This window comes from Nocardioides alcanivorans (assembly GCF_021555175.1).
Lineage (GTDB): Bacteria > Actinomycetota > Actinomycetes > Propionibacteriales > Nocardioidaceae > Nocardioides > Nocardioides alcanivorans.
Window position 1 is genome coordinate 234,375 of the sequence record NZ_JAKGRW010000006.1, and the last position, 24,980, is coordinate 259,354.

A 24,980-nucleotide genomic window follows, 5' to 3' on the forward strand; every position below is an offset into this window, starting at 1 on the left:
ACCTGGTTTCGCATCGGGGCTGATGTCGGTCTAGGGTTTCCTCGTTGTCCGGAGGGCGAAAGCCCGAAGGAAGACAATGCGGACGTAGCTCAGTTGGTAGAGCGCAACCTTGCCAAGGTTGAGGTCGCGAGTTCGAGCCTCGTCGTCCGCTCCAAGCGTGTGAATTCAACAAATCAGCGCTCTCGGCACGCAATGAGTGCTCCTTCGTCGGAGGATCGGGAGGGTTCCGGTGGCTCGTGAGGAACATCCGGCGGCACCGCAACGCGCATCACGGCTGGACGACACCGTCCAGGACGTCCTTCGGGCCCGGATCAGGGCGCTGGAGGCCCAGCTGACCGAGGCTCACCGGCTGCTCGAGGCGGAGAAGCATCGTGCGGACCGCGCCGAGGCGGCACTGAAGGCCACCCGTGTCCAGCCCCGCCGAGCCGCCCCGGCGCGGCTGAATGCTCGTTGGGTCGAGCACGACACCGGGCACTTCACGTGCACGCTGGGCGCTGCGAAGACTGCCGGTGAGAAGGAACTACTCGAACTCGCTTGGCCGCAGGGGTGGCTCGTCGTCGGTGGACTCGAGGTCGCCGACTCCGCAAAGACCCGCGAGGTCGACGCCCTCGTCATCTCGCCGCACGGGTTGGCCGTCGTCGAGCAGAAGGACGTCCGCCGTTCCGGCCGGCTCACCTTCTCGCCCAACGGTCCGCCGCTCCTCGACGGTGACGAGGTCCCCTACCTGGCCGGGGCCCTCGCGCAGGCCAGGCTGCCCGCGCAGATCCTCGCGTCCGCCCTGCAGGACGCCCGGGTGGCGGCTGGGTTCGTGCTGTCGGTCTTGGCGATCCGTGGAAACGTGACGCTGGCGCAGGATCGCGTCGGCAGCACCCACCTGTCGACGATGCGCTCGCTGGTGGCGATGGTGCGCACCCTGTTCGGTCCGGATTCGGAGGATCGGGTCCGGGTGGGCACTGCCGAGGCGCTGATCGTGGCCCTCGGACTGCCGCAGGCCGGACTTCCACCGCTGAGCGCGTGCGGATTCCACGATTCCGCATGGTGAGTGGGCGGCGTACGACGCGGTCGTGCACTAGCGTTCAGACCGAAGCCAGGGCGTCGAGGAGCACACGTTGAGCACACCCACCATCATCGTCTTCGTGGCGGTCGTCGCCGGGCGCTTCCTGCTCCCGCTGCTGATCTTCCGCTACCCGCTGCCGGCGATCATCGGCTGCCTCGTGCTCGACGGCTACGACCAGTCGATCTTCCAGTGGTTCGGCTACGACCCGGAGGGATACCAGAGCTACGACAAGGCGATGGACGTCTTCTACCTCGCCATCGCCTACATCGCCACGCTCCGCAACTGGACGTCGATGTGGGCGTTCCGGGTGGGATGGTTCCTCTACTTCTACCGGCTCGCGGGTGTGGTGCTCTTCGAGGTCACACAGCTGCGTCCGTTGCTCCTGATCTTCCCGAATGCATTCGAGTACTTCTTCATCGCCTATGAGGCCATCCGCACTCGCTGGCGAGTGGTCGGCCGGTCCTACCGGTTCTGGGTGGCGCTGGCGGCGATCATCTGGATCTTCGTGAAGCTCCCGCAGGAGTACTGGATCCATGTCGCGAAGATGGACATGAGCGACACCCTGCGCGACCACCCGTGGACCATCGGTGCGCTGCTCGTGCTGATCCTGGTCGCTGCCGGCGTGATCACGCTCCTGGCCCGGCGCTTCCTCGGCGGTCCGGACCATCCCCTCAAGTTGCGGGCCGACCCCGTGCCGGAGGAGATGAACGAGGCGCGGGAACGGGCCGCCTGGACCGCTCGCCACGCGAAGGTTCGTTCGCTGGCCACGCTGGAGAAGATCGTGCTCGTCGGCCTCGTCGCCGTGATCTACGGTCATGTGCTGCCCGACTTCACGGGTTCGAGCTTCCAGCTCTTCGTCGGTATCGGGATCGTCGTCGCGGTCAACGCGTTCTACACGATCGTCGCCTCGCGAAGGATGTGGACCGTCGAGAGTGCCTGGGCGGGCTTCATCGGGCGGCTCGCCTTCAACGTCGTCTTCGCCTTCGGGGCTGATTGGCTGCTCAACCGGGGGAGCGGCAACCTCGACCTCATCGACACGTTCTTCTTCCTCAGCCTCATCAGCTTGATGACCTCGCTGCACGATCGCTACCGGCCGGTGCACGCCGTACGCAAGCGCCTGGTGCCCGAGGAAGCCAGCCGGCGAGAGCTCGCCAAGCACGCCCGGGTCTGAGGGAACAAACCGGCGCGCGCCGCCAGGGAGCGGCCGATACGATCGGTCCAGCATCACCGTCCAGCCACGAAGAAGGAGTCCCACGTGTCCGATATCCAGGTGACCGTCGTCCGCGCAGAAGGACCAGCGCAGAGCACGGTTTCTGAGGGCACGAAGGCTTGGGAGCTCTTCCGCGACGACGCCGACGTGATCGCGGCCAAGGTCGGTGCGGACCTCCGCGACCTCTCCTACGTGCTGGCAGACGGCGACGTCGTCGCAGGCGTGCAGATGGGCACTCCCGACGGCCTGGACATCCTGCGCCACTCCACCGCCCACGTGCTGGCGCAGGCAGTGCAGCAGCTCTTCCCCGAGGCCAAGCTCGGCATCGGACCACCGATCCAGGACGGCTTCTACTACGACTTCGACGTGGAGACCCCCTTCGTGCCGGAGGACCTCGTCAAGATCGAATCCGCGATGCGCAAGATCATCAAGGAGAACCAGCGCTTCGAGCGTCGGGTCACCAACGACGATGATGCCCTCGTCGAACTCGCCGACGAGCCCTACAAGATCGAGCTGATCGGCCTCAAGGGTGGGGTCTCGACGGGCTCGACCACCGAGACGATCGCCGAAGGCGCCTCGGCAGAGGTCGGAGCCGGTGAGCTCACCATCTACGACAACATCAACCGCAAGGGCGAGGTTGCGTGGAAGGACCTGTGCCGCGGGCCCCACCTGCCCACCACCAAGCGGATCCCGGCCTTCAAGCTCATGCGCTCCGCAGCGGCCTACTGGCGCGGCGATGAGAAGAACAAGCAACTGCAGCGCATCTACGGCACCGCTTGGGAGACCAAGGAGGCGCTCGAGGAGCACCTGCACCGGATCGAGGAGGCCGAGCGACGCGACCACCGCAAGCTCGGCCGCGAACTCGACCTCTTCAGCTTCCCCGACGAGATCGGCTCCGGCCTCCCCGTCTTCCACCCGAAGGGTGGTGTGATCAAGCGGGCGATGGAGGACTACGTCCGTGAGCGCCACATCGCCGAGGGGTTCGAGTACGTCGGCACGCCGCACATCGCCAAGGAGGGGTTGTTCTACACCTCCGGGCACCTGCCCTACTACGGCGAGGGCATGTATCCCTCGCTCGACGTCGACGGCATGGACTACCGCCTCAAGGCGATGAACTGCCCGATGCACAACCTCATCTACCGGTCACGCCAACGGTCCTACCGCGAGCTGCCGCTGCGACTCTTCGAGTTCGGTCACGTCTACCGGCACGAGAAGTCCGGTGTGATCCACGGCCTCACCCGGGTCCGCGGCTTCGCCCAGGACGACTCGCATTCCTACGTCACCCCTGAGCAGGCACCTGCAGAGGTCGAGCACCTCCTCAACTTCATGTTGTCGCTCCTGCGTGACTTCGGGATCGACGACTTCTATCTCGAGCTGTCGACCCGTGACGAGTCGAAGGACAAGTTCATCGGCTCCGACGAGGACTGGGCGATCGCGACCAAGGTGCTCGAGGACGTCGCCCTCGCGACCGGGCTCGACCTGGTGCCCGACCCGGGTGGCGCTGCCTATTACGGACCGAAGATCTCCGTGCAGGCGCGCGACGCGATTGGCCGCACCTGGCAGATGGGCACGGTCCAGTACGACTTCAACCAGCCCTCGGCCGACCGGTTCAACCTCGAGTACGTCGCCGCTGACGGCAGCCGCCAGCAGCCGGTGATGATCCACTCGGCCAAGTTCGGTTCCATCGAACGATTCATGGGCGTGCTGGTCGAGCACTACGCAGGTGCCTTTCCGCCCTGGCTCGCACCGGTCCAGGCCACCTGCATCCCCATCGCCGAGCGGCACAACGACTACCTCGTCGACGTGGCCGCAGAGCTGAAGAAGCACGGGATGCGCGCCGACGTCGACCTGAGCGACGACCGCATGCAGAAGAAGATCCGCAACGCGCAGCTCCAGAAGGTCCCGTTCATGTTGATCGCGGGTGACGACGACATGGAGGCGGGCGCGGTCTCCTTCCGCTACCGCGACGGCCGCCAGGACAACGGCGTACCGATCGCCGAGGCCGTCGAACGCATTCGCGCGGCTGTCGACGCCCGCGAGCAGGTCTGAGCCAGACATGGTCGAACGGCAGCACGGAGTGGGCGAGCCCGACGGTCTGGAGCGGATCTGGACTCCCCACCGGATGGCCTACATCCGGGAGAGCGACGGGGCGCACGAGTGTCCCTTCTGCTCGATCCCGGACGGGCCTTCTGCTGAGGGCCTGGTGGTGGCGCGCGGAGAGCACACCTACGGCGTGCTCAACCTGCACCCCTACAACCCGGGTCACCTGATGGTGCTGCCCTATCGGCACGTGGCCGGTCTCGACGAGCTCTCCAAGGACGAGTCCGACGAGTTGATGGCCCTCACGCAGGCGGCGGTCCGCACGATTCGCTCGGTCAGCAACCCGCATGCCTTCAACATCGGCATCAACCTGGGGCGCGCAGCGGGTGGTTCGCTCTCGGAACACCTGCACCAGCACGTGGTGCCGCGCTGGACGGGTGACGCCAACTTCATCACCGTGACCAGCGGTGTGAAGACGGTGCCGCAGCTGCTGGGCGACACGCGTGACTTGCTCGCGCGGGCCTGGGACGGGCCCGGAGCCGTCCACGAATGATCAGTCCGGCGTACGGCGTGCACTCCGAGGTGGGAACCCTGCGGAAGGTGCTCGTCTGCGCGCCGGGCCTGGCTCACGCGAGGCTCACTCCGTCGAACTGTGACGACCTGCTCTTCGACGACGTCATGTGGGTGCAGAACGCCCAACGCGACCATGCCGACTTCATGGCGCTCATGACCGGACGCGGCATCGAGGTGCTCGAGTTCCACGAGCTCCTCACCCGGACGCTCGGCATCCCCGGTGCCAAGGACTGGTTGCTCGATCGCAAGGTGAACGCCAACCAGGTGGGCCTGGGCCTCGTCGACGACACCCGAGCCTTCCTCGAAGCGTTGTCGGACGAGGACGTCGCCCGCTACCTCGTGGGTGGACTCGCCGTGGCCGACCTGCCCGAGGAGCACCGCACCGACTACCTCGCTCTCGCCCGTGGCTCGCGAGGGGTGCACGAATACCTGCTGCCGCCGCTGCCCAACATGCTCTACACGCGGGACACGACCTGCTGGATCGGCGACGGCGTCACCCTCAATCCGCTGCACTGGCCTGCTCGCCACGACGAGACGTTGCTCTACAAGGCGCTCTACACGTTCCATCCTGACTTCGCCGGTGCGGACATCCCGGTGTGGTGGGGCGACCCGGAGCGGTCGTGGGGGCCGGCGACCCTCGAGGGCGGCGACGTGATGCCGCTCGGCAACGGCGTGACCCTCATCGGGATGAGTGAGCGCACCACCCGGCAGGCGATCACCCAGGTCGCGGCCCGGTTGTTCGAGGCGGGAGCGGCCGATCGGGTCGTCGTCGCGGGCATGCCCAGGATGAGGGCCACGATGCACCTCGACACCGTGTTGACCTTCGCCGACCGTGACGTGGTGACCGCCTATCGCGATGTCGTCGACACCGTCGCACCCTTCACGCTGCGCCCCGGGAGCAACGGGGGCGTCCACGTCACGGCGGAACGGGAGCCCTTCATGACCGTGGTGGCCGCCGCCTTGGGACTCGACTCGATCCGGGTGATCGAGACCGGAGGCGACGTCTATGCCAGCGAGCGCCAGCAGTGGGACTCCGGCAACAACGTGGTCGCTCTCGAGCCGGGGGTCGTGGTGGCCTATGACCGCAACACCCACACCAACGATCTCCTCACCGAGGCAGGGGTCGAGGTGCTCACCATCGTCGGCGCCGAGCTCGGACGCGGGCGCGGCGGTGGTCACTGCATGACCTGTCCGCTGCTGCGGGACCCGGTCGACTGGTGATGCCTGCGACGCCGATTGGCCGCACCGGGTGGACCTGCCGGTAACCTGCTCCTGCCATGTTGGAGAGATTCCGCGCGTTCTGGACGCGCCTGCTGTCGCCCATCGCCCATTTGTTCATCCGTCTGGGGATCAGCGCCGACGCCGTGACGCTCGTCGGCACGATCGGCGTGTGTGCCGGTGCGCTGATCTTCTTCCCCCAGGGGAAGCTGCTGACCGGTGTCCTGGTGATCACCGCGTTCGTCTTCAGCGACCTGATCGACGGTCACATGGCGCGGACCACCGGCAAGACCAACAAGTTCGGCGCCTTCCTCGACTCCACGCTCGACCGGATCGGTGACGGGGCCATCTTCGGTGGGCTGCTGCTCTACTTCGCCGGCCCCGGTGACAGCGAGCTCTACATGTGGCTCTCCCTCGTCTGCCTGGTCATGGGCGCGGTCACCTCCTACGCCCGCTCCAAGGCCGAGGGCCTGGGGTACGACGCAAAGGTCGGCATCGCCGAACGTTCCGACCGTCTCGTCTCGATCCTGGTGATGACCGGTCTCGGCGCGATCTTCGACCTGCCGATCCTCATGGAGGTCACCCTGTGGGCGCTGGCGTTGGCCAGCACCATCACCGTGGTCCAACGCATCTGGGTCGTGCGCAAGCAGGCCTACGCCGAGGCCGAGGCCGGCAACTGACCCATCCGTCCGGGGTACCTCAGTAGGGTTCCCGGCCTACACCATGAGAGGCACCGAAAGCCCCTTGATCCGTCCCGTGGACGGTGTCGTGTGAGCCCACGCCGAGGCCTACGATGGCGTCATGGCTGAGACTCAGACGAACGGCACCGCTGCGACCGGGACCTCCGCGGTGAAGCGCGGCATGGCAGAGATGCTCAAGGGTGGTGTGATCATGGACGTGGTCACCCCTGACCAGGCGAAGATCGCCGAGGACGCCGGGGCTGTCGCCGTGATGGCCCTGGAGCGGGTGCCCGCCGACATCCGCGCCCAGGGTGGCGTCTCCCGGATGAGCGACCCGGACATGATCGACGGCATCATCGAGGCCGTCTCGATCCCGGTGATGGCCAAGGCCCGCATCGGTCACTTCGCCGAGGCGCAGGTGCTGCAGAGCCTCGGTGTCGACTACATCGACGAGTCCGAGGTGCTCACCCCGGCCGACTACGCCAACCACATCGACAAGTGGGCCTTCACGGTCCCGTTCGTGTGCGGAGCCACGAATCTGGGCGAGGCACTGCGCCGGATCACCGAGGGCGCAGCGATGATCCGCTCCAAGGGCGAGGCCGGCACCGGTGACGTGTCCAACGCCGTCACCCACATGCGCACCATTCGCGGAGAGATGCGCCGTCTCGCAGCCCTCGAGGGTGACGAGCTCTACGTCGCCGCCAAGGAGCTGCAGGCGCCCTACGAGCTGGTCAAGGAGGTCGCGACCACGGGCAAGCTTCCCGTCGTGCTCTTCACCGCCGGTGGCATCGCCACCCCGGCGGACGCCGCGATGATGATGCAGCTCGGCGCCGAGGGCGTCTTCGTGGGCTCCGGCATCTTCAAGTCCGGCAACCCGGCTCAGCGGGCCGAGGCGATCGTCAAGGCCACCACGTTCCACGACGACCCCGACGTGGTGGCCAAGGTCTCCCGCGGCCTCGGCGAGGCCATGGTCGGCATCAACGTCGATGAGCCAGCTCGTTCGATCCAGTTTGCCGAACGCGGCTGGTGAACCCACTGGGACCAACGCACGAGGAGCAGCAGACACCCCGATGGTTCCGACGAGCGGCCAAGGTCGTGGTCGGAGTGTTGGCGGCCATCCTCGGTATCGTGCTGCTGGACATCGGCCTGGGTTGGAACTCCAGGCACGACGGCAAGGCGAGCGCGCGTGCCTTGGTCGAGCGGATCGACGAGAACCGGGAGCCGGTGCTCGAGGTGGTTGACGGCCTCGTCGCCGAGTGGGGTGGTGGCCTCGATGAGCCGCTCAGGGCTTGGTCTGAGGTCCGGTGTTCTGTGCGGGATAAGTTGAGCGACGGGGACGGCCCGACGACTGTCGTCGGCCAACTCCAGAACTGCAGCATCGCGGTCCACCACGTCTACGCACTGCCCCGGGGGAGTCGGGGCCCGGAACGAGCAGGTTTGCTGACGAAGACCAGTCCGAACAGCCTCGACGACGGCTGCGAGGTGTCACTCGTCGACGAGATGAGCACGGCACACGAAGCTGCGGATGGCACGTGGAACGTGGTCGACCTCACGTGGGTCGACACGGCGGGAGAGCCGGTGGACGAATACGAATCCTGCCGTCTTCCCGAGGCGGTCGGATCGCGAGTGCAGGAGACGGCCTCACAACCGCTCAAAGGTCGCTACTTCGTGACGCTGCAGGTCTACAACCAGGGAGAATCCGTGTCGATCGGCTGCGGCGATCGACGCATCTTCTGGTTCGGTACCTGTGAGGCGCCCGACGGAGCGCCCTACCTGTGATGCGGAGCGACTCGACTACTGTGACGGCATGTCCACGCTGCGCCGCACTGTCGCTCTCGCGTCATGAGTCGGCGTACGGCGGCGGACGAGTTGCGCGACCTGGCGCGACTCCTCCTACGGGCGGGGCTGACGGCGCCCGAGGAGACGCGCCGCGAGTTGGGCGACGCGATCGCCCGCGACCTCAAGGTCTCCGATGCCTTCGCGGTGGCCGACGAATGGCTCGCTGCTGCCCGAGAAGACCTGCTCCTCGAGCAGCAGTCGTGGCCGGCTCGTACTGACGACGATGCGCTGCAGGAGGCGTTCGCCGAGCTCGAGTCGCGCGCGGTGCGGGTGCTCCAGGGAGTACCCGACCACTGGACCGCAAAGGCCGAGCTGGACCGGGTCGGCGAGCAGCTGCGTGGAGTCGTCTGGTTCACCCAGCCCGACGTCTGGCACGCGATCGACGAGGGCATGCTGGAGCTCAACCTCTGGCATGCCGACACGGCCAACGCGGCGCCGGGCGACGAGCTCCTCGCCGACACCCTGGAGATCCTCGAGCGCCACGGGATGACGGGTCACTTCGACGAGGGCCGCATTGAGGTCTCCGCGCACTGGCGACGCCGGCTCTGACGGGGCCAGGAGTCCGGCTGTGGATAACTTCTGCAGCTGTCGGATGATTCGGGCACCCTCCATGGCATGACCTTTCAAGACCTGCCCCAGGACTGGAGCGACCACTCGCTCACCCGTGATCTGCTGCCGGACGTGGTGGACCTCTTCGTGGGAGAAGCGGAGAGACTCGAGGGCTGCTTGGCCCTGCTGTTGCTCGACAGTGATCGCCGCCTGGTCCAACCGATCGTGATCTCCGAGATGGGCGACGACGCCCCTTCCGAGGACGTAAGCACCTTCTTCGCTCACCTTGTCGCAATGATCGAGGATGAAGATGCACACGTGGTCGCGGCCCGCGGACGCCTCGGGCCCGCAAAGCCGTCCGAGCACGATGCAGAGTGGGGTGCGTTCCTCCGCCTGCACCTGGGACGACGGCTCGCCGGATTGTTCCTGGCGACGCCTGACTCGGTGGTCGAGCTGACTGGCGGATCGGCTGCGGCGTGAACCGCACAGCGACGGACCGTCGGTCAGGGGGCCAGCCGGTTCACGATCTCGGTGGCCGGCCCGGTCACTGCACGCTGGTGACCGGACCCAGCCCAAAGGGCAAGTGCTTCCGGATCGCCAAGCCGTGCCGCCGCCGTGCGGATCGGACGCGACAGGTGGTGGAGGTTCGGGTACGCCGCAACTGCGGTCGCGTCATGGGCGCGCGTGAAGTCGTTGGCCAGGGCGCGGGCCCAGCGGCCGCTGAAGGCCCGGGTGACCAGTGCCTCGCGGGGCGGCTCGTCGGTCAGCGCCGCGACATGGGCCGGAGCCGCCTTGCTCTCGTCAGCGGCGAGGAAGAGCGTGCCGACTGCGACCGCCACCGCGCCGGTGTCGAGCAGGGCGCGGACGTCGTCCGGACCCGCGACGCCGCCGGTCGCGATGACGGGCAGTCCGAGTCCGAGCACGTCGGTGAGCACCTCGTCGGTGTCCGCACCGTTGGGACGGTCGGAGACGTGCCAGGTGCCGCGGTGACCTCCGGCACCCACGCCTTGCGCCACCAGCAGGTCCGCTCCGAGTGCGACAGCCGCCCGACCCTCCTGGTGGGAGGTCACGGTGAAGCCGACGAGCGTGCCCACGGCCTGCAGGTCACTCACCACCTCGGGCGGGACCGGCCCGAAGGTGAAGGTGACCACGTCGACGGGATGCTCACGCAGCCAGGCGACCTTCTCCGTGAACGCGTCCTCGTCGAAGCGTGACGCACCCGGCTCGGTGCCGTGGCGGGCCGCCGTCGCCACCAGGGCCTCGCGGTGCCGCGAGATCTGCGAGGACAGCTCGGTGGTTCGGTCGGTCTGTGGGGTGAAGAGGTTGATCGCCACCGGCGCCGAGGTCTGCTCACGATAGGCGCTCACCTCGGCCGCCATCGCCTCGACGGAGAGATACCCGGCGGCGAGGAAGCCCAGACCACCCGCATTGCTGACCGCGGCGGCGAGCTCCGGCGTACTGGCGCCTGCCATGGGCGCGGCGAGGACAGGCACGCGACGATCGAGGAACGTCATGTCCCGAGAGTAGGACCGAAGCGGTCAGGGCCGACGAGGAGCCCTACGATCCGGCCATGACCAGCATCGGAGTCTTTGCCCTGCAAGGTGACGTCCGTGAGCACCTGCAGGCCCTGCAGTCGCTCGGCGTCGAGACGTTCGGAGTCCGTCGCCTCGAGGAGCTCGAGCGCTGTGACGGGCTGATCATTCCGGGCGGAGAGTCCACGACGATGTGGAAGCTCGCACGCACCTTCGGACTGGCCGAACCGATCCGCAGGCGCATCGCCGAGGGACTGCCGGTCTTCGGCACCTGCGCGGGCATGATCATGCTGGCCGACCGGATCGTGGATGCCGCCAGCGACCAGGAGACCTTCGGCGGCCTCGACGTGACCGTACGCCGCAACGCCTTCGGGCGGCAGGTCGACTCCTTCGAGACCGTGCTGGACGTGGCCGGTGTGCCCCAACCAGTGCCCGCCGTCTTCATCCGTGCGCCGTGGGTCGAGGAGGCCGGGCCCGAGGTCGAAGTCCTTGCGCGAGTCGGGGCGGACCCGGCATACGGTGCCGCCGTGGGTAGGATCGTGGCGGTCCGGCAGGGACGGCGCATGGCGACGTCCTTCCACCCTGAGATCGGCGACGATCCGTGGCTGCACCGGCTGTTCGTCGACATGGTCGTTGCCGCCGAGGCTGAGGTTCCGGGCCCGCACCGCAACTGACTGGAAGAGGGACGTCATGTCTGGGCACTCCAAGTGGGCGACCACGAAGCACAAGAAGGCCGCGATCGATGCCAAGCGCGGCAAGATGTTCGCGAAGCTGATCAAGAACATCGAGGTGGCCGCCCGCACGGGCGGAGGTGACCCGGCAGGCAACCCCACGCTCTTCGACGCCATCCAGAAGGCCAAGAAGTCGTCGGTGCCCAACGACAACATCGACCGCGCGGTCAAGCGCGGCTCCGGCGCCGACGCCGGCGGCGCCGACTACCTGACGATCCAGTACGAGGTCTACGGCCCGCAGGGCGTGGCCTTCCTCGTCGAGTGCCTGACCGACAACAAGAACCGCGCTGCCATGGAGGTCCGCACGGCGGTCACCCGCAACGGCGGCACCATGGCGGATCCGGGATCGGTCTCGCGCCTCTTCACCCGCAAGGGCGTCATCGAGCTCACCAAGGCCCAGGAGAGCCGTGAGGTGAGCGAGGACGACGTCCTCGAGGCCACCCTCGACGCCGGTGCCGAAGACGTCAACGACCATGGTGAGGTCTTCGAGGTGCTCTCCGAGGCCACCGATGTGGTCGAGGTGCGCAAGGCGCTCCAGGCCGCCGAGATCGACTACGACTCGGCGGAGGTGCAGTTCGTGCCCTCCCTGGAGATCCCGGTCGACGCCGAAGGCGCCACCAAGGTCATGAAGCTCGTCGATGCGCTCGAGGATCTTGACGACGTCCAGAACGTCTTCACCAACGTGGACGTCCCCGACGACGTCCTCGCCCAGCTCGAAGAGGACTGACCTCCCTGAGGAGGCCGCACGTCTTGCGCGGCCAGACAGAGCACAGTGCCTGCGCTGGCGCCTGAGAGGTGGGCCCGGGACGTGTCCAGCCGCCGCAAGAGGTGCGACCTCGCGTGTCGCGGCAGCGCCCGTCGGTGGGGGTTGTTAGTTTGGACGTTGCGAACAGGTGTTCGGATTCGTCTGGGAGGTGGACGCGTGCGCGTCATGGGGATCGATCCCGGGTTGACCCGGTGCGGTGTGGGGATCGTCGAGGGTTCCGTGGGCAGGCAGTTGAAGATGATCGACGTCAACGTCATCCGCACTTCGGCCCAGGTCGAGGTCGCCACGCGACTCGTCACCATCGAGAAGGGCATCGATGCCTGGCTCGACGAGTACCAGCCCGATGCCGTCGCCGTGGAACGGATCTTTGCCCGTTCCGACGTCAGCACCGTGATGGGCACCGCCCAGGCAGCCGGCATCGCCATGGTCTGCGCCGCCCGCCGCGGCCTGCCGGTCGCGCTGCACACCCCCAGTGAGGTCAAGGCGGCAGTCTCCGGCAACGGCCGGGCCGACAAGGCGCAGGTCGGTGCCATGGTGACCCGGATCCTGGGGTTGTCCGCGATGCCCAAGCCGGCCGATGCCGCCGACGCCCTCGCACTCGCCATCACCCACGTCTGGCGTGGGGGAGCCCAGAACCGCCTGGCCGAGGCCGCGCGCCTCGCGCAAGCAGGCGGCGTACGACGCAACGTGGGAGCACGCCGATGATCGCCTTCGTCCGAGGCGCCGTTGCGGCCGTCGGTCTCAACGAGGCGGTCGTGGAGGTCGGGGAGTCGGCCTCAACCTCCTCTGCTCGCCACACACCCTCTCCACGCTGCGCGTCGGCGAGACCGCTCGGGTGGCCACCTCCATGGTGGTGCGCGAGGACTCGCTGACCCTCTTCGGTTTCCTTGACGACGATGAACGCCTGTGCTTCGAGCTGCTGCAGACTGCCAGTGGGGTCGGCCCCAAGGTCGCTCAGTCGATGCTCGCGGTCTTCCGCCCCGACGACCTGCGTCGGGCGATCGCCGGAGACGACCCCAAGACGCTCACCAAGGTGCCCGGCATCGGCCAGAAGGGCGCTCAGCGGATCATCCTCGAGCTCAAGGACCGCATCGGAGCGGTCGCTGTCACCGGCCCCGACCGGCTCCCTGCACCGGGGTCCGTTCAGGCCTGGCGCGAGCAGGTCCATCAGGGCCTCGTCGGTCTCGGCTGGTCGACCAAGGAGGCCGAGAAGGCGGTCGATGTGGTGGCCGACCAGGCGGGCGACGACCCCGACGTCCCGGCCCTGCTCCGGGCCGCGCTGCAGGCGCTGAGGAAGGGCTGAGCCGATGGACCCCTTCGAGACCGCGGAGAGCGAGCACCTCGCTCGGCTCACCAGCGCCGACGCCGAGGGCGCGGAACGGGCGGCCGAGGCAGCGCTGCGTCCGCGCACGCTCGACGAGGTCGTCGGTCAGCAACGGGTCCGTGACCAGCTCGGCCTGGTGCTCGATGCGGCCAAGGCGCGGCAACGTACACCCGACCACGTGCTGCTCTCCGGGCCACCGGGGCTCGGGAAGACGACGTTGGCGATGATCATCGCCGCCGAGATGAGCGTGCCGCTGCGTCTGACCAGTGGGCCGGCCATCACCCACGCCGGAGACCTGGCCTCGATCCTCTCGGGCCTCAACGAGGGCGACGTGCTCTTCGTCGACGAGATCCACCGCATGTCCCGCGCGGCCGAGGAGATGCTCTACATGGCCATGGAGGACTTCCGCGTCGACGTGATCATCGGCAAGGGCCCGGGCGCCACCTCCATCCCGCTCGAGCTGCCGCCGTTCACGCTGGTGGGGGCCACCACCCGGGCCGGCCTGCTGCCGGGGCCGCTGCGTGACCGTTTCGGGTTCACGGGCCACCTCGAGTTCTACGAGCCCGACGAACTCGACCTCATCGTGCACCGCAGCTCCGGCCTCCTGCAGGTGGAGCTCACCGACGAGGGCAGTCGTGAGATCGCGATCCGGTCCCGAGGCACACCCCGCATCGCCAACCGGCTGCTGCGCCGGGTCCGTGACTACGCCCAGGTCCGGGCTGATGGCGTGGTGACCCTCGACATCGCCCAGCGCGCGCTCGACATGTTCGAGGTCGACGCCTCTGGCCTCGACCGCCTCGACCGCGGTGTGCTCGAAGCACTCTGCAAGCGGTTCGCCGGCGGTCCGGTCGGGCTCTCCACGCTCGCCGTCGCCGTGGGGGAGGAGCGCGAGACCGTGGAGGAGGTCGCCGAGCCCTTCCTGGTGCGCAACGGCTTCTTGGCCCGTACGCCGCGGGGTCGGGTGGCCACCCGACTGGCGTGGGAGCACCTCGGCCTCACCCCGCCGAAGGGAGACGTGGCGGACGCCATGCTCTTCGGTGACTGATCTGAGGATAGACTCGGTTGCTGTTCTGCCCTCAACACGACCTGCGAGGTCCTCCCCACCATGGGTGAATTGGTTTCACTGCTTCCCATCGTCGCGATCTTCGCGATCTTCTACCTGCTCATGATCCGCCCGGCGCAGCGGCGCCAGAAGGCGATGCGCGAGATGCAGGGCGGCCTCTCGGTGGGTGACGAGGTGCTGCTCCAGAGCGGTCTCTTCGGGACCATCCGCCGCTTCGAGGACAACCTCGTCTTCCTCGAGATCGCCCCCGGCGTCGAGGTGACGGCGATCCGCCCGGCGATCGCCGGACTGGCCAAGGACGCTCGGCCGCGCCCGGTCGAGGAAGCCACCGAGACCGAGTCCTTCGACCCGGACGGGGATCGGTGACCGCCACCCCTGTCTGGACGGACCTGGTCAAGGACGTCCGTGACTACCCCGAGCCCGGCGTGCTGTTCAAGGACATCACTCCGTTGCTCGGCGATCACGCCGCCTTCACGCAGGCGATCGACGCACTGGCTGCTGCCGGTCGCGACGACGCCGGCAACGTCGTCGTCGACAAGGTCGTCGGCATGGAGGCCCGTGGCTTCATCCTCGCGGCACCGGTCGCCCTGGCCCTCGGGGTGGGGTTCGCTCCGGTGCGCAAGGCCGGCAAGCTGCCGCGCGCGTGCCACGCCGTCTCCTACTCGCTGGAGTACGGCGAGGCCACCCTGGAGCTCCACGCAGACGCGCTGGCTCCCGGGGATCGCGTCCTGCTGATCGACGACGTGCTCGCCACGGGCGGCACCATCGCCGCCACCAAGGAACTCATCGACCGGTGCGGCGGCATCTCGCACGCCGTCGCCGTACTCATCGAACTCACTTTCCTGCCCGGGCGGGAGGCCGTGGGGGACACCCCGCTGCTTTCCATGCTCCGGGTGTGAGTCGCCCCAACCACACACAACTCGAGGTAGGAAAAGTCAACGTGTCGACGTCGGACCACTTTGAAATCTGGCAGCGCCGGGAGGCCCTGGCCGAAGCGATGATCCCCGTGATCGGCCGCCTCTACCGAGAGCGTGATGTCACGATTCTGGTGCACAGCCGGTCGCTGGTGAACAAATCGGTCATCAGCATCCTCAAGACGCACCGCTACGTGCGGCAGATCGAGGAGCGCGGACTGGCGATCGAGGACACCTTCCCGATCCTCAAGGTCCTCGCCGAGCTCGATCTCGGCCCGTCGCGCATCGACATCGGCCAGCTCGCCATTGCCTACGCGCAGGACGACCGGGGACTCTCCATCGAGGAGTTCACCAAGGACGCCGTCGCCGGCGCCACCGGTGAACACAAGGTCACCCGTGAGGGCCCCACCGACGTGGTGCTCTACGGTTTCGGCCGGATCGGCCGCCTCCTCGCCCGACTGCTCGTCGAGAAGGCCGGTTCTGGCAACGGGCTCCGTTTGCGCGCGGTCGTGGTCCGCAAGGGTTCCGAGGACGACCTGATGAAGCGCGCCTCCCTGCTGCGTCGCGACTCGATCCACGGCCAGTTCAACGGGTCGATCCACATCGACACCGACGAGAACGTGATCTGCGCCAACGGCAACGCGATCAAGGTCATCTACTCCAACGACCCGTCCGAGGTGGACTACACCGACTACGGCATCAAGGACGCGATCCTGATCGACAACACCGGCAGGTGGCGCGACCGCGAGGGACTGTCGACGCACCTGCGTCCGGGCATCGCCAAGGTCGTGCTGACCGCACCGGGCAAGGGTGACGTCAAGAACATCGTTCACGGTGTCAACCACGAGACGGTGTCGGCCGACGACAACATCATCTCCTGCGCCAGCTGCACCACCAACGCGATCGTGCCGCCGCTCAAGGCGATCAACGACGAGTACGGGATCGTTCGGGGGCACGTCGAGACGGTCCACTCCTTCACCAACGACCAGAACCTGCTGGACAACTTCCACAAGGGAAACCGCCGTGGTCGCTCGGCTCCGCTCAACATGGTGCTCACCGAGACCGGTGCCGCATCGGCCATCGCCAAGGCGTTGCCCGAGCTCGAGGCCCACATCTCCGGCTCGGCGATCCGGGTGCCCACGCCCGACGTGTCGATGGCGATCCTCAACCTCGAACTCGAGAACGGCACCACTCGCGAGGATCTCGCGAAGTACCTCCGCGAGGTCTCGTTGCACTCGCCGATGAAGCGCCAGATCGACTTCACGACCTCCAACGACGCCGTGTCGACCGACTTCGTCGGCTCGCGTCACGCGAGCATCGTCGACGCCAATGCGCTGATCGTCAACGACAAGTCAGCGATCGTCTACCTGTGGTACGACAACGAGTTCGGCTACTCCTGCCAGGTGGTGCGCGTCGTGCAGCACATCACCGGCGTGGAGTACCCGCTCTTTCCCAAGAACTGACGCAGCAGCCGCAGCCCGGCACTCACCACACCGGTGAGTGCCGGGCTGCGCTGCTTCTCCGCACGGGTACGCCGGCACTTGCGGGCCGCCGTACGTCCGTGCGGACGGGTCGGCCCTAGACTGTGGCAATGGCCGACGAGCAATCGGAAACACCGCGTAGTCCGGAGCCGCTGGGCGCCCATTCGGCGCGGCGCATGCGGGCTCGCCTGGCGCGCATCGGTGCTCGTCCGCAGTCCGGCAACCCGGTGCTGGAGCCGCTCTTCCGGGCCGTCAAGGCCAACCACCCGAAGGCAGATCTGGCGCTCCTGGAGCGTGCCTATGTGACGGCCGAGCGGCTGCACGCCACGCAGATGCGCAAGAGCGGCGACCCCTACATCACCCACCCTCTGGCCGTCACCACGATCCTGGCCGAGATCGGCATGACCGAACCGACGCTGGTGGCCGCACTGCTCCACGACACGGTGGAGGACACCGACTACACCCTCGCGCAGCTCACCACCGAGTTCGGCGAAGAGGTGGCGCAGCTGGTCGACGGTGTGACCAAGCTCGACAAGGTGCAGTACGGCGATTCGGCGCAGGCCGAGACGATCCGCAAGATGATCGTCGCGATGTCGCGCGACATCCGGGTGCTGGTGATCAAGCTCGCCGACCGGCTGCACAACATGCGCACGCTGCGCTACGTCAAGCAGGAGACGCAGGAGCGCAAGGCACGCGAGACCCTCGACATCTATGCGCCACTGGCCCACCGACTCGGCATGAACACGGTGAAGTGGGAGCTCGAGGATCTCGCCTTCGCGACCTTGCACCCGAAGATCTATGACGAGATCGTGCGGATGGTTGCCGAGCAGGCGCCGTCGCGCGACAAGTTCCTGGCCGAGGTCATCGCCCAGGTCGAGCAGGACCTCAAGGCGTCGAAGCTCAAGGCGTCGGTGACGGGTCGTCCGAAGCACTACTACTCGATCTATCAGAAGATGATCGTCGGGGGACGGGAGTTCTCCGACATCTATGACCTGGTGGGTCTGCGGATCCTCGTCGACGAGGACCGGGAGTGCTACACCGCCCTCGGTGTCGTGCACGCCCGGTGGAACCCGGTGCGCGGTCGGTTCAAGGACTACATCGCGATGCCCAAGTTCAACATGTACCAGTCGCTGCACACCACGGTGATCGGGCCGTCGGGCAAGCCCGTGGAGATGCAGATCCGCACCTATGCGATGCACCGTCGCGCCGAGTACGGCGTGGCGGCCCACTGGAAGTACAAGGAGGACGGCCGCAACGGCGTCGACACCGAGCGGTTGGGTGACGGCGATGACATGGCCTGGGTACGCCGCCTCCTCGACTGGCAGAACGAGATGGAGGACCCGGGAGAGTTCCTCGACTCACTCCGTTTCGAGATCAACCGTGCCGAGGTCTACGTCTTCACTCCGCGCGGCGACGTGATCGCGCTGCCCACCGGCAGCACGTCGGTCGACTTCGCCTACGCCGTGCACACCGAGGTCGGCCACCACACCATCGGTGCCCGGGTCAACGGCCGTCTGGTGCCGCTGGAGTCGACGTTGGAGAACGGGGACGTGGTGGAGGTCTTCACCTCCAAGGCTCCCAACGCCGGGCCGTCCCGCGACTGGCTCGGCTTCGTCAAGTCGCCGCGGGCCCGTTCCAAGATCCGTCAGTGGTTCACCAAGGAGCGCCGCGAGGAAGCGACCGAGCAGGGCAAGGACCAGATCGCCAAGCTGCTCCGCAAGGAGGGCATGCCGCTCAAGCGCCTGATGTCGCACGAATCGCTCACCGAGGTCGCGCAGGAGCTCAAGCTCACCGACGTGACGGCGCTCTACGCGGCCGTCGGCGAGGGCAACATCAGCGCCCAGTCCGTCGTGAAGCGGGTCGTCGACCACCACGGCGGTCCGCAGGCGGTCGACGAGGACCTGGCCGCGGCCGTCACATCGGGGCGGCGCAATCGCAACCGGCTGGGGAGCGGCGACGACGCGGGGGTGGAGGTCAAGGGCGCCGACGGCCTGTGGGTGAAGCTCGCCAAGTGCTGCACGCCGGTGCCCCCGGACGACATCCTCGGCTTCGTCACCAAGGGTGGCGGCGTGTCGGTGCACCGGACCGACTGCACCAATGCCGCGGAGCTGAAGACCCAGCCGGAGAAGCTGGTCGAGGTCGAATGGGCCGCCGATGCGAAGGCGACCTTCCTGGTCAACATCCAGGTGGAGGCACTCGACCGGGCCAGGCTGCTCACCGACATCACGCTCGCACTCAGCGACGTGCACGTCAACATCCTCAGTGCCACGCTCAACACCAGTCGTGACCGGGTGGCCAAGAGCCGGTTCTCCTTCGAGATGGCCGACGCCAAGCACCTCGACACCGTGCTGCGCGCCGTACGCAACGTGCCCGGCGTCTTCGACGCCTACCGCATCACCCAGTAGCGCGAACCTTCACTCAGAACGCGCGAACTGTCAGTCAGAACGCGCGAACCCTCACTCACGTGCACGTGAGTGAGGGTTCGCGTGTTCCAACTGAGGGTTCGCGGGTCAGGAGAAGTCGGCGGCAGCCTTGCGGGCCATGTCGAGGAAGGCCTGACGAGACGTCAGGTCGTCCTCGAGCTTCTTGACCTTTCCTTGATCACCGGCGGCGCGGGCCTTCTCGATGTCGGACTTGAGCTTGTCGATGGCGGCCTCGAGCTTGCCGATCATGTCGTCGGCGCGCGCGCTCTTCTCCGGGTCGCTGCGGCGCCACTGCTCGTCCTCGACGTTGCGGATGGCCTGCTCCACCTTGCGGATCCGACCCTCGAGGTCCTTCATCCGGGCACGAGGCACCTTGCCTGCGGCATCCCAGCGGTCAGAGATCTCACGAAAGGCACGCTTGGCGGCGTCGAGGTCGGTGACGGGCAGCAGTGCCTCCGCCTCGACCAGGAGCTGGTCCTTGACCAGCGCGTTGGCCTCGAACTCGGCGTCGAGCGCGGCGTTGGCCTCGTCGCGGGCGGCGAAGAATGCGTCCTGGGCTCCGCGGAAGCGCTTCCACAGGGCGTCATCGACGTCGCGCGGCGCCGGACCGGCGGCCTTCCAGTCCCGCATCAGGTCGCGGAACCTGCCGGCGGTCGGGCCCCATTCGGTGGAGTCGGCCAGGGCCTCGGCCTGGGTGGCCAGCTTCTCCTTGATGGCGCGGGCACCCTCACGACGCTCGGCCTGCTCGGCGAAGTGGGACTTGCGGCGACGGGTGTAGCCGGTACGCGCGGTGGAGAAACGACGCCACAACGCGTCGTCGCTGGATCGGTCGAGCCGAGGCAGGCCCTTCCACTCCTCGAGCAGGTCGCGGAGGCGGTTGGCCCCGTTGCGCCAGTCGTTGGACTCGGCGAGCTTCTCGGCCTCGGCGACGATCGCCTCCTTGCGCTCGCGCGACTCGGACTGTCGCTGCGCACGCTCGGCCTTGCGGGCTTCGCGCTGCTGGGCGATGACCGGGGCCAGCGCATCGAGGCGGGCCACCAGGCCGGCCAGGTCGCCCACGGCGTGGGCGTCGACGACCTGCTCCTTGACGCCCTTCACGGACTCGGCGGCTTCCTCGGGGAGAGGGCGCCTCCGGCCACGCGCTGGGCGAGCAGGTTGACCTCGAACTCAAGGGCTTCGAAACGGTTCTTGTAGAAGGCCAAGGCCTCCTCGGGGGTCCCTTCGGGGTACTGGCCGACGGCCCTTTCGCCGTCTGCGGTGCGGACGAAGACGGTGCCGTCCTCGGCCACTCGGCCCCACTCGGACTCATGCTGAGCGCTCATGGTCGACCATCGTAGTCATGTCGGGCTCGAGGGTCGGTAGGCTCTACCGGTCAGAGTGTTCGTGCGAGGAGAGGTTTCTCTTGTTCATCGCCGGATTCCCCGCCGGTCCGTGGGGAACCAACTGTTATGTCGTCTCCACCGGAGCAGGCAACGAATGTGTCGTCATCGACCCGGGCAAGGACGCCGCAGCGGGCGTCGACGAGGTCGTGCGTGAACACAGTCTGAAGCCTGTCGCGGTGCTGGTGACCCACGGTCACATCGATCACATGTGGTGTGTCGCACCGGTCGCGGGCACCTACGACGCGACTGCCTGGATCCATCCCAGCGATCGGCACCTGCTCACCGACCCGATGGCCGGCATGAGTCGTGAGTCCACGCAGATGCTGCTGGGCGGCGACTACGAATGGGCCGAGCCCGACGACGTGCAGGAGCTCTCGGACGCCGCTGAGCTCGAGCTTGCGGGCCTGCGTTTCGTGGTCGACCACACGCCGGGCCACACGCAGGGCTCGGTGACCTTCCGGTCGCCGTACGCGCGCGACGACATCTCCGAGGTGATGTTCTCCGGTGACCTGCTCTTCGAGGGTTCCATCGGACGCACGGACCTGCCGGGTGGTGACCATCCCACGATCCTGCGCAGCCTCGCAGACAAGGTGCTGACGCTGCCTGACGACATCGTGGTGTTGCCCGGGCACGGCAACCAGACCTCCATCGGCCGTGAGCGCGCCACCAATCCCTACCTGCTGGACATCCAGCGCAACGGTGGCGCCGATCAGGTCACCCGGGGGTTGTGATGGCCAAGATCGCGCCGCTCAGCGGCTTTCCCGAGTTCCTTCCGGCCCAGCGCATGGTCGAGCGCCAAGCCATCGAGTCGTTGAGCCGTACCTTCGAGCTGCACGGCTTCGCCAACATCGAGACCCGAGCCGTCGAACCTCTCGACCAGCTGCTGCGCAAGGGTGACACCTCCAAGGAGGTCTACCTGCTTCGTCGCCTGCACGAGGAGTCGGCCGAGGGCCACGCGGGGCTTGGGCTGCACTTCGACCTGACCGTGCCGTTCGCGCGCTACGTGTTGGAGAACGCCGGCAAGCTGGAGTTCCCCTTCCGCCGCTACCAGATCCAGAAGGTCTGGCGTGGTGAACGGCCGCAGGAGGGGCGCTACCGTGAGTTCGCCCAGGCCGACATCGACATCGTCGGTCGCGACGTGCTGCCCTTCCACCACGACGTTGAGGTCACCCGGGTGATGCTCGAGGCCCTCGCCGGACTCGACTTCCTGCCCGGCTTCCGGCTGCAGGTCAACAACCGCAAGCTGATCCAGGGCTTCTACCAAGGGCTCGGCATCGATGCTGCGGGTATCGAGGAGGTGATGCGCCTCATCGACAAGCTCGACAAGCTTCCTGAGGAGAAGGTGCACGCGCTGCTCCGCGACGAGGCTGGCATCTCGGCTGAGCAGGCCGACCGTTGCCTGGCGCTGTCACGCATCTGCACCGCTGATGACTCGTTCGTGGAGCAGGTCGCGGCGCTGGGCGTCGAGCACGAGTTGCTCACCGAAGGGCTCGACGAACTGGCTGCCCTGGTGCGCGCCTGCGCCCCGCTGACCAGTGACCGGGTGCGCATCGAGGCCGACCTCAAGATCGCTCGTGGTCTGGACTACTACACCGGCACTGTCTTCGAGACCCGATTGGACGGTCACGAGTCGCTGGGTTCCATCTGCTCCGGCGGCCGCTACGACGCGCTCGCCTCCGACGGGCGCACGACCTATCCGGGCGTCGGGATCTCGCTCGGACTGAGCCGGGTGCTGGCACCGCTGCTGGCCAAGGGAGCCCTGTCGGCCGATCGCAGTGTGCCCAGCGCTGTGCTCGTGGCACTCAACGACGAGGAGTCGCGCTCGCAGGCGGAGGAGATCGCCCAGCAGCTGCGGCGATCCGGAGTGCCCTGCGAGGTCGCTCCCACCGCGGCGAAGTTCGGCAAGCAGATCCGCGCCGCCGAGCGGCGGGGCATCCCGTGGGTCTGGTTCGCCCAGGCCGATGGCACCCACCAGGTCAAGGACATCCGAAGCGGTGAGCAGACCGAGGCCGACCCGGCCACGTGGGCCCCACCGGCAAAGGATTTGAGCCCGACCGTGGGCGCAGCCGAGAATTAGTCGACGGCCCAGCCGCCCGACGTACCACCCGCCGACCTGGGTCGGCATCCCACCAGCACAGCCACATCGAGGAGCAACCACTGTGATCCGCACCCATGACGCCGGCGCCCTGCGCGCCGAGCACGTCGGCCAGACCGTCACCCTCGCCGGGTGGGTGGGCCGGCGGCGCGATCACGGCGGTGTCGCCTTCCTCGACCTCCGTGAGGCCAGCGGCGTCGTCCAGGTCGTCGTCCGCGACGAGGAGGTCGCTCACAGCCTGCGCAACGAGTACTGCCTGAAGGTCACCGGTGAGGTCGTCGCCCGCACGGCCGACAACGTGAACCCCAACCTTGCCACCGGCGAGGTCGAGGTCGTCGCGTCCTCCATCGAGGTGCTGAGCACCGCTGCCCCGCTGCCGTTCCCGATCGACGACGCCGCGGCTTCGAAGGGTGGTGAGGTCGGTGAGGAGACCCGGCTGAAGTACCGCTATCTCGACCTGCGTCGTAGCGAGCCGAGCCGGATCATCCGACTGCGCTCCAAGATCAACAAGGCGGCGCGCGACGTGCTCGACCGCCACGACTTCGTGGAGGTGGAGACCCCGACTCTCACCCGCTCCACCCCCGAGGGCGCCCGCGACTTCCTGGTGCCCGCCCGCCTGCACCCGGGCAGCTGGTACGCCTTGCCGCAGAGCCCGCAGCTCTTCAAGCAACTGCTCATGGTCGGCGGCCTGGAGCGCTACTACCAGATCGCACGCTGCTACCGCGACGAAGACTTCCGTGCCGACCGGCAGCCGGAGTTCACCCAGCTCGACATCGAGATGAGCTTCGTCGACCAGGAAGACGTCATTGCCCTCATGGAGGAGGTACTCGCGCAGATCTGGGCGCTCGAGGGTCACGAGATCCCGCGCCCGATCCCGCGGATGACCTACGCCGAGGCGATGAAGCGCTACGGCTCCGACAAGCCCGACCTGCGGATGGGCTACGAGCTGGTCGAGTGCACCGACTACTTCTCGGGCACCGGCTTCCGGGTCTTCCAGGCTCCGTACGTCGGCGCCGTGGTGATGCCCGGTGGCGCCAGCCAGCCGCGCCGTCAGTTCGACGCCTGGCAGGAGTGGGCCAAGCAGCGTGGCGCCAAGGGACTTGCCTACGTGACCGTGGGGAGGACGGCACCCTCGGCGGGCCGGTGGCCAAGAACCTCAGCGAGACCGAGCTGGCCGGACTGGCCGCCCACACCGGTGCCGACCCCGGCGACTGCATCTTCTTCGCGGCCGGTGCCCCGAAGTCGTCGCGTGCCCTGCTGGGTGCCGCCCGGCTCGAGATCGGCCGCCGCTGTGAGCTGATCGACGAGAGCGCCTTCGCGTTCACCTGGGTGGTCGACGCGCCCCTCTTCGAGCCCGCCGACGAGGCCGTCGCCAGCGGTGACGTCGCCGTCGGTGCTGGCGCCTGGACCGCGGTGCATCACGCCTTCACCAGCCCCAAGCCGGAGTTCCTCGACAACTTCGAGGCCGACCCGGGTGCCGCGCTCGCCTTCGCCTACGACATCGTCTGCAACGGCAGCGAGCTCGGCGGCGGCTCCATCCGGATCCACCGTGAAGACGTGCAGAAGCGGGTCTTCGAGGTGATGGGGATCGGTGCGGACGAGGCCGAGGAGAAGTTCGGCTTCCTGCTGGAGGCGTTCAAGTACGGCGCCCCGCCGCACGGCGGCATCGCGGTGGGCATGGACCGCATCGTCGCGATCCTCTCCGGCGCCGACTCGATCCGCGACGTCATCGCCTTCCCGAAGTCGGGTGGCGGCTTCGACCCGCTGACCGAGGCCCCGGCCCCGATCACGCCCGAGCAGCGCAAGGAGGCCGGCGTGGACGCGAAGCCGGAGGTGAAGGGGTCCGAAGACGCGTGATCCCGGCGGACGCATCGGCCAGTTGACTAGGCCGGGCGCCACCACTCGACGTACGACGACAGGCCGCCGCGGCCGGGAAGCTGCGGCGGCTTCGTCGTACCGTCGCCCGGCGAAGCGACGTTTCGAGGGCCCAAACAGGTGACGAACTGGTTGCAATGTTCCCCACAGTTCCCTGTCGTGGCCGGATCGTTACTTACGAGTGACCGGTTCGCTGCCTATCGAGTCGTAAAGTCCCACTCGTGCTCG

24 protein-coding genes, 1 tRNA gene and 1 pseudogene are annotated in these 24,980 nt (G+C 67.7%); 23 read left to right on the forward strand and 3 right to left on the reverse strand.

The annotated features are described in order from the left end of the window. Positions 1-78 precede the first annotated feature (78 nt). The 11 genes from L1066_RS04040 to L1066_RS04090 all read left to right on the forward strand — a co-directional run bounded on the left by L1066_RS04040 (position 79) and on the right by L1066_RS04090 (position 9,646). Positions 79-154: transfer RNA gene (locus L1066_RS04040), tRNA-Gly, on the forward strand. A gap of 75 nt (positions 155-229) precedes the next feature. Continuing rightward, on the forward strand, positions 230-1,042 hold the full coding sequence (locus L1066_RS04045; protein WP_235735088.1) for a nuclease-related domain-containing protein: 813 nt from the start codon (positions 230-232) through the stop codon (positions 1,040-1,042). Between the two features lie 67 nt (positions 1,043-1,109). Next, positions 1,110-2,228 carry a hypothetical protein gene (locus L1066_RS04050; RefSeq protein WP_235735089.1) on the forward strand — a complete coding sequence of 373 codons (1,119 nt, stop codon included), beginning with the start codon at positions 1,110-1,112 and terminating at the stop codon, positions 2,226-2,228. A gap of 84 nt (positions 2,229-2,312) precedes the next feature. Beyond that, positions 2,313-4,316 (forward strand): threonine--tRNA ligase, encoded by a 2,004-nt coding sequence (thrS, locus tag L1066_RS04055; protein ID WP_235735090.1) that lies wholly within the window; start codon positions 2,313-2,315, stop codon positions 4,314-4,316. A gap of 7 nt (positions 4,317-4,323) precedes the next feature. Further along, positions 4,324-4,860, forward strand: coding sequence for an HIT family protein (locus L1066_RS04060; protein WP_235735091.1), 537 nt, complete (start codon positions 4,324-4,326; stop codon positions 4,858-4,860). Next, a complete protein-coding gene (locus L1066_RS04065; protein ID WP_376707641.1) occupies positions 4,860-6,101 on the forward strand; it encodes an arginine deiminase in 1,242 nt (413 codons plus the stop codon). The genes L1066_RS04060 and L1066_RS04065 overlap by 1 nt, the downstream gene beginning before the upstream one ends. A gap of 56 nt (positions 6,102-6,157) precedes the next feature. Beyond that, a complete protein-coding gene (gene pgsA, locus L1066_RS04070) occupies positions 6,158-6,778 on the forward strand; it encodes a phosphatidylinositol phosphate synthase (RefSeq protein ID WP_235735093.1) in 621 nt (206 codons plus the stop codon). 121 nt (positions 6,779-6,899) lie between these two features. Next, positions 6,900-7,808, forward strand: a complete 909-nt coding sequence (pdxS, locus tag L1066_RS04075; RefSeq protein ID WP_235735094.1) for a pyridoxal 5'-phosphate synthase lyase subunit PdxS — start codon at positions 6,900-6,902, stop codon at positions 7,806-7,808. Continuing rightward, on the forward strand, positions 7,805-8,557 hold the full coding sequence (locus L1066_RS04080; protein WP_235735095.1) for a hypothetical protein: 753 nt from the start codon (positions 7,805-7,807) through the stop codon (positions 8,555-8,557). The genes pdxS and L1066_RS04080 overlap by 4 nt, the downstream gene beginning before the upstream one ends. 63 nt (positions 8,558-8,620) lie before the next feature. Beyond that, on the forward strand, positions 8,621-9,166 hold the full coding sequence (locus tag L1066_RS04085) for a DUF6891 domain-containing protein (protein ID WP_235735096.1): 546 nt from the start codon (positions 8,621-8,623) through the stop codon (positions 9,164-9,166). Between the two features lie 66 nt (positions 9,167-9,232). Then, positions 9,233-9,646 carry a hypothetical protein gene (locus tag L1066_RS04090; RefSeq protein WP_235735097.1) on the forward strand — a complete coding sequence of 138 codons (414 nt, stop codon included), beginning with the start codon at positions 9,233-9,235 and terminating at the stop codon, positions 9,644-9,646. A gap of 23 nt (positions 9,647-9,669) precedes the next feature. Here the strand turns inward: L1066_RS04090 and L1066_RS04095 are convergent, their stop codons facing one another. Beyond that, positions 9,670-10,680 (reverse strand): NAD(P)H-dependent flavin oxidoreductase, encoded by a 1,011-nt coding sequence (locus tag L1066_RS04095; protein ID WP_235735098.1) that lies wholly within the window; start codon positions 10,678-10,680, stop codon positions 9,670-9,672. 56 nt (positions 10,681-10,736) lie between these two features. Between L1066_RS04095 and pdxT the strand changes: the two genes are divergently transcribed. The 9 genes from pdxT (at position 10,737) to L1066_RS04140 (ending at position 19,382) form a co-directional block, all read left to right on the forward strand. After that, positions 10,737-11,372, forward strand: a complete 636-nt coding sequence (gene pdxT, locus L1066_RS04100) for a pyridoxal 5'-phosphate synthase glutaminase subunit PdxT (RefSeq protein WP_235735099.1) — start codon at positions 10,737-10,739, stop codon at positions 11,370-11,372. 16 nt (positions 11,373-11,388) lie between these two features. Next, a complete protein-coding gene (locus L1066_RS04105; RefSeq protein ID WP_235735100.1) occupies positions 11,389-12,156 on the forward strand; it encodes a YebC/PmpR family DNA-binding transcriptional regulator in 768 nt (255 codons plus the stop codon). A 204-nt stretch (positions 12,157-12,360) separates the two neighbouring features. Further along, positions 12,361-12,900, forward strand: coding sequence for a crossover junction endodeoxyribonuclease RuvC (ruvC, locus tag L1066_RS04110; protein ID WP_235735168.1), 540 nt, complete (start codon positions 12,361-12,363; stop codon positions 12,898-12,900). After that, a complete protein-coding gene (gene ruvA, locus L1066_RS04115) occupies positions 12,815-13,498 on the forward strand; it encodes a Holliday junction branch migration protein RuvA (protein ID WP_312006937.1) in 684 nt (227 codons plus the stop codon). The genes ruvC and ruvA overlap by 86 nt, the downstream gene beginning before the upstream one ends. A gap of 4 nt (positions 13,499-13,502) precedes the next feature. Continuing rightward, positions 13,503-14,564, forward strand: coding sequence for a Holliday junction branch migration DNA helicase RuvB (gene ruvB / locus L1066_RS04120; RefSeq protein ID WP_235735101.1), 1,062 nt, complete (start codon positions 13,503-13,505; stop codon positions 14,562-14,564). Between the two features lie 60 nt (positions 14,565-14,624). Then, a complete protein-coding gene (gene yajC / locus L1066_RS04125) occupies positions 14,625-14,948 on the forward strand; it encodes a preprotein translocase subunit YajC (protein ID WP_235735102.1) in 324 nt (107 codons plus the stop codon). Continuing rightward, complete coding sequence (locus L1066_RS04130) at positions 14,945-15,481, forward strand: adenine phosphoribosyltransferase (RefSeq protein WP_235735103.1); 537 nt, start codon at positions 14,945-14,947, stop codon at positions 15,479-15,481. Before yajC ends, L1066_RS04130 begins: the two co-directional genes overlap by 4 nt. 41 nt (positions 15,482-15,522) lie before the next feature. Continuing rightward, positions 15,523-16,959 carry a glyceraldehyde-3-phosphate dehydrogenase gene (locus L1066_RS04135; protein ID WP_312006983.1) on the forward strand — a complete coding sequence of 479 codons (1,437 nt, stop codon included), beginning with the start codon at positions 15,523-15,525 and terminating at the stop codon, positions 16,957-16,959. 194 nt (positions 16,960-17,153) lie between these two features. Beyond that, a complete protein-coding gene (locus L1066_RS04140) occupies positions 17,154-19,382 on the forward strand; it encodes a RelA/SpoT family protein (RefSeq protein WP_283095277.1) in 2,229 nt (742 codons plus the stop codon). 105 nt (positions 19,383-19,487) lie between these two features. Here the strand turns inward: L1066_RS04140 and L1066_RS04145 are convergent, their stop codons facing one another. Then, positions 19,488-20,498, reverse strand: a complete 1,011-nt coding sequence (locus tag L1066_RS04145) for a DUF349 domain-containing protein (protein WP_312006941.1) — start codon at positions 20,496-20,498, stop codon at positions 19,488-19,490. Continuing rightward, positions 20,495-20,722 (reverse strand): hypothetical protein, encoded by a 228-nt coding sequence (locus L1066_RS27485; protein WP_312006943.1) that lies wholly within the window; start codon positions 20,720-20,722, stop codon positions 20,495-20,497. Before L1066_RS27485 ends, L1066_RS04145 begins: the two co-directional genes overlap by 4 nt. Positions 20,723-20,802: 80 nt before the next feature. On the opposite strand from L1066_RS27485, the gene L1066_RS04150 reads away from it, so the two are divergent. From L1066_RS04150 to aspS, 3 genes and pseudogenes are all read left to right on the forward strand, one after another. Beyond that, the gene (locus L1066_RS04150) at positions 20,803-21,513 is read left to right on the forward strand and encodes an MBL fold metallo-hydrolase (protein WP_235735105.1); all 711 of its coding nucleotides are present in this window, start codon (positions 20,803-20,805) and stop codon (positions 21,511-21,513) included. Continuing rightward, a complete protein-coding gene (gene hisS / locus L1066_RS04155) occupies positions 21,513-22,859 on the forward strand; it encodes a histidine--tRNA ligase (RefSeq protein WP_235735106.1) in 1,347 nt (448 codons plus the stop codon). The genes L1066_RS04150 and hisS overlap by 1 nt, the downstream gene beginning before the upstream one ends. Positions 22,860-22,941: 82 nt before the next feature. Next, a pseudogene (gene aspS / locus L1066_RS04160) lies at positions 22,942-24,734 on the forward strand (aspartate--tRNA ligase). Positions 24,735-24,980 lie beyond the last annotated feature (246 nt).

Bases quoted from the DNA above. Each gene is read 5' to 3' on its own strand.
- L1066_RS04060 (WP_235735091.1), top strand. From the start codon at position 4,324: ATGGTCGAACGGCAGCACGGAGTGGGCGAGCCCGACGGTCTGGAGCGG.
- pgsA (WP_235735093.1), top strand. From the start codon at position 6,158: ATGTTGGAGAGATTCCGCGCGTTCTGGACGCGCCTGCTGTCGCCCATC.
- pdxS (WP_235735094.1), top strand. From the start codon at position 6,900: ATGGCTGAGACTCAGACGAACGGCACCGCTGCGACCGGGACCTCCGCG.
- L1066_RS04085 (WP_235735096.1), top strand. From the start codon at position 8,621: ATGAGTCGGCGTACGGCGGCGGACGAGTTGCGCGACCTGGCGCGACTC.
- L1066_RS04090 (WP_235735097.1), top strand. From the start codon at position 9,233: ATGACCTTTCAAGACCTGCCCCAGGACTGGAGCGACCACTCGCTCACC.
- L1066_RS04095 (WP_235735098.1), bottom strand. From the start codon at position 10,680: ATGACGTTCCTCGATCGTCGCGTGCCTGTCCTCGCCGCGCCCATGGCA.
- pdxT (WP_235735099.1), top strand. From the start codon at position 10,737: ATGACCAGCATCGGAGTCTTTGCCCTGCAAGGTGACGTCCGTGAGCAC.
- L1066_RS04105 (WP_235735100.1), top strand. From the start codon at position 11,389: ATGTCTGGGCACTCCAAGTGGGCGACCACGAAGCACAAGAAGGCCGCG.
- ruvC (WP_235735168.1), top strand. From the start codon at position 12,361: ATGGGGATCGATCCCGGGTTGACCCGGTGCGGTGTGGGGATCGTCGAG.
- ruvB (WP_235735101.1), top strand. From the start codon at position 13,503: ATGGACCCCTTCGAGACCGCGGAGAGCGAGCACCTCGCTCGGCTCACC.
- yajC (WP_235735102.1), top strand. From the start codon at position 14,625: ATGGGTGAATTGGTTTCACTGCTTCCCATCGTCGCGATCTTCGCGATC.
- L1066_RS04140 (WP_283095277.1), top strand. From the start codon at position 17,154: ATGCGGGCTCGCCTGGCGCGCATCGGTGCTCGTCCGCAGTCCGGCAAC.
- L1066_RS27485 (WP_312006943.1), bottom strand. From the start codon at position 20,722: ATGAGCGCTCAGCATGAGTCCGAGTGGGGCCGAGTGGCCGAGGACGGC.
- hisS (WP_235735106.1), top strand. From the start codon at position 21,513: ATGGCCAAGATCGCGCCGCTCAGCGGCTTTCCCGAGTTCCTTCCGGCC.